This window comes from Micromonospora noduli (assembly GCF_003264365.1).
Lineage (GTDB): Bacteria > Actinomycetota > Actinomycetes > Mycobacteriales > Micromonosporaceae > Micromonospora > Micromonospora noduli.
The window spans coordinates 1-1432 of record NZ_PYAK01000133.1 but is presented as its reverse complement, the minus strand read 5'-3'; the positions used below and the strand labels follow the sequence as shown (position 1 = coordinate 1432).

Annotated in this window: 2 protein-coding genes; both read right to left on the bottom strand. The window is 78.4% G+C overall.

The window, feature by feature from the left end:
- Positions 1-509, bottom strand: a 509-nt coding sequence (locus tag GUI43_RS33270; RefSeq protein ID WP_112700726.1) for an adenosylcobinamide-GDP ribazoletransferase, incomplete at its 3' end; no start/stop codon positions are given.
- Positions 499-1432: nicotinate-nucleotide--dimethylbenzimidazole phosphoribosyltransferase (locus GUI43_RS33265; RefSeq protein WP_170158819.1), on the bottom strand; the 934-nt coding region annotated here is incomplete at its 5' end. The genes GUI43_RS33265 and GUI43_RS33270, both read right to left, overlap by 11 nt.

Here is a 1432-nt window from a genome sequence, read left to right as displayed (position 1 = left end):
GGCCGGGCCGCCGGCACTCCCCGCCGGCAGGCCACCGTGACGCCGAGCCGCCCGGCCGCGGTCGCCGCGACCACCGCCGCGAGGCACGCCGGCCAGGACCGACCGGCGAGGTCGGCGAGCGCAGCCGCCTGCACCAGGAGTACGACCACCAGGGCGACCACCCCGAACGGACCGACGTCCGGCTTCTTCATGATCTCCAGGGCGGCCGCGCCCCGCCGGTACGAGCCGAGCGCGTCCACGGTGTCGGCCAGCCCGTCCAGGTGCAGCCCCCGGGTGAGCAGCGCGGCGACGCCGACTGTCACACCGGCCGCCACCAGCGGTGGGGCGAGCGTCCCGGTCAGCAGAAGCACACCGGCCAGTAGGGCGCCGAGCAGTGCGCCGACCACCGGGGCGAGGGCCATCGCCGTGCCGGCGACCGGGCGGTCGATGCGCCCGGCCCGCACCGGCAGCGTGGTGAAGGTGGTGACCGCCAGCCGGGCCCCCGCGAGCAGGCGTGGCTCAGCCGGCACGCCAGCCCGTCGCCGGCTGCTCGTCCGCCCCGGTGCTGGCCGGGCCCGGCCCGGCCGGCTCCGGCTCGGCGAAGTCGGGCCCGGTCGAGTCGGGCTCGGTGAGATCCGGGTCGGCGTAGCTCGGGTCGGTGGACTCCGGCTCGTCGACGGCCGGGTCGGTGTCGTCCGTGCCGGCCAGCGACGGGTGCACCGGCAGCGTGGCGGACAGCGCCAGCACCGAGCGCAGCAGCGGCAGCGCGACAAGCGCGTTCGCGCCCTCGCCGAGATCCATCCGCAGGTCGAGCAGCGGAGTGAGGCCCAGCACGTCGGCGGCGAGCCGCACGGCGGGGTGCCCGCCGTGGTCGGCCAGCAGGCACCAGTGCCGGGCCTGCCCGGCCAGGTCGCGGCTCACCATGCCGGCGGCCAACCCGACCGGCCCGTCGAGCAGCACCGGCACCCGGCGGGCGGTGGCGCCGAGCAGCACGCCGGTGGCCACCGCCACGTCGCCGCCGCCCAGCTCGGCCAGGATGTCCTTGGCGCCGCGCGACGAGCGTCGGGTGCGGTGCAGGGCGTCACGCACTGCCGCGCAGCGGATCATCCACGCCGCGTCGTCGATCTCGCCGGAGTCGGTGATCACCCGGCCCAGCACGGCGGGCGGCTCCGCGCCCGCGGTCGCCGCGAGCACCGCAGCGGCCGCCGCCTCGGTGCCGGCTCCGCACGCGCCGAGCACCAGCAGTTGTACGCCGGCGTCGGCGGCCTGCTCGGCCAACCGCCAGCCGTAGCGCAGCGCGGACTCCACCTGCTCCGGCGCGAGGGCCGGCTGGTCCTCGATCGGCGCGGAGGCCGGGGTGTCCACCACCTGGAGACTCGCGCCGCTCTCGGCGGCCAGCCGTGCCAACGCGCCCTGGCCGGCGCGGGCCTGTGCGGCGCGGCGCGCCGACTCA